The organism is Intestinibacter sp., from assembly GCF_022780145.1.
Taxonomy (GTDB): domain Bacteria; phylum Bacillota; class Clostridia; order Peptostreptococcales; family Peptostreptococcaceae; genus Intestinibacter.
On sequence record NZ_JALEXO010000167.1, the window covers coordinates 1 to 6,175 of the forward strand.

Genomic DNA, 6,175 nt, shown 5'->3' on the forward strand with positions numbered 1-6,175 from the left:
AGACCTTAAGTCTCTTTGATTTTTTATCTAAAACATTTACATAATCCTTCAAATAATCTGGGCTTATGTCTTCCTCCTTCTTGATAAGCTCGACATAATTTATTATAGAAGTAAGAGGTGTTTTTAAATCGTGAGAAACATTTGTTCTCAGCTCACTCTTCATTCTCTCGCTCTTGATTCTGCCTTCAATTGAATTTTCAAGACCTTCACCTATGTTGTTTACATCATTTGCAAGAGTTTTGAAATATAAATCGTCTTTTTCTTTTATTTTATAATCAACTTGACCTTCTTTTATTTTGTGAACACCATCCATTATCTCACTTAGATAAGATAATCTTCTAACTAAATATATTAAAAATCCAAGCTGTATTCCAAATACTATTATTAACCCTAAAAGGTCGATATAAGCATCAATCATAATAAATCCAAAAAACAACTCTGCAAAAGCACATATAACAGCAAGTACTATTATTTTCTTTATTAAAGTAAATTTTTGACTAGTTTGAAGCAATGTTCTAGCTTCTTTAAGAGCTTCCTTTGATTTTCTAAATGACCAACATATTATTCTAAAAATCCAGCTAGTCTTAAAAAAATCCCTCTTTCTATCAAAATTCGAAATCTGTTTTATAAATAAAACAAAGTAAAATAATAATATAAAAATAGGTATTATACATAGCTGATTGACCATTGTTCCATACTCTGAATCAGTCGCAATAAAAATAAAACTTATATCTGTAATTAAAAAAGTCATTACTACTTCTAAAGGAATTTTGTTGTAATAATGCCAAAATTCTCTCTTAGTTTTAGGAAGCTTAAAATTCATAATTATATATACTGATAAAAATACAACTGCTAATACAAGTGATGGCAAACCAACCTTTTTGCAAATATCGTATTGCTTTAATGTTTCCTGATAATTCCTATAATCATAAGCTAAATTCCCACTTTTTACTATATTTTCAGAAATTGAAATATAAGCGCTTATATCGTCATTATTATCCACATCTTCATTCATATAACTAAAATCACTTGCTTGGTTATATTTTTGACCATCTATTTTTCTATCTACTAGATTTTCATTGTCAAATTCAGCTTGATAATATCCATTTGCATTTTTCTTGAATTCACTAATAGTTTTGTAATTTGTATTTGTAAATACTTCCTTTGTTTTATTGTTAATTGAAAAATATTTTATATTATCTAAAGTTTTTAAATAGTCCTTTGAATCTTTTTTACTATATTTTATATATTGCTTTTGTGTCTCTTCATAATCATTGTATGAAGGATCATTACTATAATTCGTTTCATCTGCAACAGAATATTTTAACTGATCTAAAATAGCATTTACTACACTTTGATTAAAATGCTTGCTTTTAAAATAATCCTTTTCTATTTTAGTATTTCCTTCTTCAACAGAGGAAGCTATATAATAAAAACTTCCATCTCCATAAACACAATCCATTAAAAAAGAAAAATTAGTCCCTAAAAAAACAGATAACGATATTAAAAATCCAAGCAAAAATACATTTTTTAATTTTTTCATAGGATCACCTCTATAATTTCTCTATTTTGTAACCGATCCCCCATACGACTTTTAAATATCTAGGCTCCTTAGGATTTATCTCAATTTTTTCCCTGATTCTCCTGATATGGACTGCTACTGTGTTTTCTACATTGAAGCTCTCTTCCTTCCATACCTTTTCGTAAATCTCATCTATTGAGAAAACTATTCCCTTATTTCTAAGGAGTAATTCCAATATTCTATATTCTATAGGGGTAACCTTTATTAAATTCCCATCTACCTTTACCTCCTTGGTAGATGTATTTAATTCTAATCCACCACTTCTAAGTACATCTTCTCTGACTTCATTGTTATAATTTCCTAGATTCATATATCTTCTTAAATTAGATTTAACCCTAGCTATTAGCTCTAACAAGTTAAACGGCTTTGTTATGTAATCATCGGCACCTATATTCAACCCTAAAATTTTGTCTGTGTCCTCACCCTTTGCAGACACCAAGATTATAGGTATGTTTTTTTCCTGTCTAATTTTTATAGTCGCCTTGATTCCATCTAGCTTAGGCATCATTATATCCATCAAAATAAGATGTATTTCCTCTGTTGTAAGTATATCCAAAGCCTCTATCCCATCGTATGCTTTAAATACCTTATAACCTTCATTTCTCAAGTATATCTCGATAGACTCAACTATCTCCTTATCATCATCAACTACTAATATATTGTACATTTTAAAATATCCTTTCCCCTTGTAATTTATGTGCTATTGTTTTTTATAGCTATCTTCATAAAATAATTATACACGACTAAGCCTCCTTATCAAATTATACTTTCATAATACAAACTAAGTTTTACATACTACCTAATATAAATCTTAAAATTTTCTTACAAATAAGGAGAGTTTCAATACATAAAAAAACTGAACCCTTTAAGTTCAGCTTTTTTATGTATTTTAAATATATTATTTTAATAATTCAAAGTATCCACTCGGATGGAAGAAATATATGTGACCAGTTTCTTTATCAACTAAGTATGCCATATCTCCTTCACATTGTGGTAAGAAAACATAACCTTTGATTCCGTTTTCTTTGATACATTCATATGTATTTTCATCACCCATGTAATCGTAATCTAAAGATGGTTCGAAGTCTTTTACAAGTTGTAGAGCTTCTGCTTTTGTCAATACTTTGTCTTCATTTGTTTCTTCTTTTACTTGTTGTTTTTGTTCAGTTTTATCTTTATTTTCTTTTACATTTGTTTTTTCTTCTTTTGCTACATTTTTATCTTCTTTTTTAGCTTCTTTCTTTGTGTTTACATCTGCCTTTTGAGTTTCTTTAACTGCAGCTTTTTCTTCCTTAGCTGTAGTCTTTTCAGATTTTTGTTCTTCTCTAACAGCTTGTTTAGTAGCTTCTTTTTCTTTGACTACTTTATCTGTTTTCTCTTGTTTTTCTTCTGTAGTCTTAACTACATTTTCTTCTAATTTTGTATCATTTAAATCAGTTGCATAAGATTCTCTTATAGGTCCAACCACCATTAAACCTACACATAATATTGATATAATACTTATAATAGCTTTTTTCATAACGTCTTCCTCCCATCCATATTATTTTGAATGAATTAATATTATTTCTTTATTTATACTATTATAGTACCACCTAATATTATGAATTTGTAGTTACACAAATGTTACTTCAGATTACAAATTAGTAACAAATCTTTACACGTTTGTTACTTTTTTTATAAGGTAAATAAAGTCAATAACTTTACATTTATATACATATTATATAAATTTCTTTATCATATTTTCAATATTTTCGATTGTTACATCTCCATTAGATGTTTCGTCTAAAACCTGTCCCTTTTCGTAAACTCTTACCACAGGCAATCCCAAAACCTTTTGTTTGATAGCTATTCTAGGTGCTGTTTTAGTATCTAAATTACAAAATTTCATATTTTTATCGTATTTCTTAGATAATTCTTCTACTTTTGGAAGTAATTCTTTACACGGTTGACATGTTTCACTCCAGAACTCTACGACAACCCTTCCTTCGTAGTTTAATACCTCTTGTTCAAATGTTTCTTTATTTACATTAATCATCGCCATATCCCCCAAATCAATTCTAATTTACGTATTTTTCAGCATTCATCGCTGCAATAGCTCCATCGTTTGAAGCTGTTATTATTTGTCTTAAATTTTTAGATCTACAATCACCCACAGCATAAACGCCATTTATATTTGTCTGCATATTTTGATCGGTTTTTATATAACCTTCTTCATCTAGGTCTAGTAATCCCTCGAATAAATCTGTCTGTGCAGTCAATCCTATAAATACAAATAACCCTATTATTTCATCATCTTCGTCAGCCTTAAAGACGATCTTTTCGTTTGATTCTAAGTTTTCAATTTCAATCCCATTTAATATGTCTTCACCCAATAGTTTAGTAATTTTTACATTTTTTATTATAGATATATTTTCTACTTTTTTGCACTTATCTTCAATATATTTGCTACATTTTAATTCATCGTATTTACTCAAAATAGTTACCTTCTTAGCAAATTTCGATAGATACATACTTTCCTTTACTGCACTATCTCCTCCACCAACTACATATACTTCAAGCTCTTCAAATAGATGTCCATCGCAAATAGCACAATAGGATAACCCCTTTCCTAAAAACTCATCTTCTCTATCTATATCTAAGCTCCTATGCTTGCAGCCAGTTGCTATTATTACAGTTTTAGTCTGATAGATGTTATTTTTACACTTTATAGTTTTAATATCACCGTATAAATCAACCTCTAAAACTTCATCCTTGACTAACTCTGCCCCAAAGCTTTTGCATTGCTTTACCATTCTATCAGCCAATGATGCACCTGTATCACCTTCTAAAATCCCTGGATAATTCTCAATCGTTCCAGTATTTAATATTTGCCCACCAAAATAATTTTTTTCTATTACCAAAGTTTTTAATTTAGACATTGCTGAATATATTCCAGCACTCAATCCTCCTGGACCTGAACCTATTATTATTACATCATAAATATTATTCACTATACTGTCCTTTCAAATATATAAATCCCACTAAATTTTTATTTTTATAATTTTAATTTATCATATTTATCCAAAATATTAAATATGTAGCATCTATCTTGTTATTTTTCTAGCAAGTGTCGCTGTCCATATACCTACCATTGTAACACCTAGTATCATTTCAACACTCGATAAAATAATGCTCGTCCCAATTGGAATTATATCTCCATATCCAACTGTTGTAAATGTAACTAAGCTAAAATACAAGGACTCTAAAAAATCTACTACTATTACCTTTTTTTCTAATATAAAAAACAACGATAAATTGTAATTTATAAATCTACCTCCAACACTTATTCCTGTAAACAAGTATATTATAGCAAATACAAGCACAATCTCAAATGAAGTAATCAATGCGTAAGTTGGTCTCTCTCCATATCCGCATATCATCCAAAATAGCTTAGATTTTATTTTTGAAAAACCCTCTAATACCTTGTTCTCACTGCACTTGTACAAATAATGATATTCTCCTGAGATACTCAAAAGTCTATTGCTCTCAAATTGTGAAGCTATATTTTTATATATTTTATATATATTAGTATAATCTTTTTCGCTTTTATTAGACATCATAATTTTATCAAAAAATGTATTTTCGTTTAATTTAGTCAAAAATTCATCGTCAAATTCGAGTTTTGCTACTAAACTGTTTATCATCGAAAATGATCTCAAATCACAATCTGAGAAGTATATCCCCTCGATTTGATTTCTATCAAATATACATTTTTTTAAATTCGAAAGTACAAAGTACATACCTGTGATATTATCGCCTTGAAATACAGCTCGTTTTAAACAGCTTTTATCAAAAGTACAATTTTCAAAATCAGAATTATAAAAGTAAGTTATATTTTTATTCAAAGCATCAAAAAATTCACTTGATTTAAACTTAGTATTCAAAAATTTACAATCTAAAAACTCACATCCCAAAAATACGCAGTTTTCAAACTGTACATTTTTAAATACGCAATTTTTAAATATAACGTACTCAAATTTTATATTTTCAAAATACTTATATATAGCGGATGAAGTCATATCAAATAAACCAAATCCTACATTATAGAAGGTTTCAAACTTTAAATTATCGATATCTTCAAAGTCTATAATCTCTTTCTCATAGTTTACTTCCTTATCACCTAAATTCTTAATTATAGTTTTTTTCTTCTTAATACCTTTATCGTGAGATTGTTTTTCCTCATTATTAAACGACTCTAGCTCAAAATAATACTTTTCCCTACTTTCCTCTATAGAAATTTTTAATATTTCCTCTATATTATTCCTCTTTTCATCGAAATTATACTCATACATTTTAATTTTTTCTCCTTTTTTATTTACTATACTTATTTTTTTTAAATAAAAATTCCTTTATTTAGTAAAACAAATTTTTAAATTTAAGTAGGGAAAGTAATATTTTTTATCAAATATAAATAAAATGATAAAAAAGTCTTTATTTTAAATCGATAATTATGGAATTGTTAATAATGGAGGTTTTATTTATATGAATGATAAAATAAAAGAAATTGAAAATAAATTACCTAAGGATTGTTGTTGTCTGTGCTCTCATCTAACA

The 6,175-nt window shown here is 27.7% G+C and carries 6 protein-coding genes; all 6 read right to left on the bottom strand.

Features of this window, described 5'->3' with window-relative positions:
• A partial coding sequence (locus MR593_RS06560; protein ID WP_290691070.1) for a histidine kinase dimerization/phospho-acceptor domain-containing protein occupies positions 1-1,543 on the bottom strand: 1,543 nt, incomplete at its 3' end.
• Between the two features lie 10 nt (positions 1,544-1,553).
• Positions 1,554-2,249, bottom strand: a complete 696-nt coding sequence (locus tag MR593_RS06565; RefSeq protein ID WP_290691072.1) for a response regulator transcription factor — start codon at positions 2,247-2,249, stop codon at positions 1,554-1,556.
• A gap of 231 nt (positions 2,250-2,480) precedes the next feature.
• Entirely contained in the window at positions 2,481-3,101 is a 621-nt protein-coding gene (locus MR593_RS06570) for a hypothetical protein (protein ID WP_290691076.1), read from the bottom strand.
• Between the two features lie 198 nt (positions 3,102-3,299).
• Positions 3,300-3,617: a thioredoxin TrxA gene (gene trxA / locus MR593_RS06575; protein WP_290691078.1), complete on the bottom strand. Its 318-nt coding sequence runs from the start codon at positions 3,615-3,617 to the stop codon at positions 3,300-3,302.
• Between the two features lie 22 nt (positions 3,618-3,639).
• Positions 3,640-4,572: a thioredoxin-disulfide reductase gene (trxB, locus tag MR593_RS06580; protein ID WP_290691081.1), complete on the bottom strand. Its 933-nt coding sequence runs from the start codon at positions 4,570-4,572 to the stop codon at positions 3,640-3,642.
• A 93-nt stretch (positions 4,573-4,665) separates the two neighbouring features.
• On the bottom strand, positions 4,666-5,913 hold the full coding sequence (locus MR593_RS06585) for an ion channel (protein ID WP_290691084.1): 1,248 nt from the start codon (positions 5,911-5,913) through the stop codon (positions 4,666-4,668).
• Positions 5,914-6,175 lie beyond the last annotated feature (262 nt).

Coding starts and splice junctions, on each gene's coding strand:
- MR593_RS06565 (WP_290691072.1), bottom strand. CDS start 2,249: ATGTACAATATATTAGTAGTTGATGATGATAAGGAGATAGTTGAGTCT.
- MR593_RS06570 (WP_290691076.1), bottom strand. CDS start 3,101: ATGAAAAAAGCTATTATAAGTATTATATCAATATTATGTGTAGGTTTA.
- trxA (WP_290691078.1), bottom strand. CDS start 3,617: ATGATTAATGTAAATAAAGAAACATTTGAACAAGAGGTATTAAACTAC.
- MR593_RS06585 (WP_290691084.1), bottom strand. CDS start 5,913: ATGTATGAGTATAATTTCGATGAAAAGAGGAATAATATAGAGGAAATA.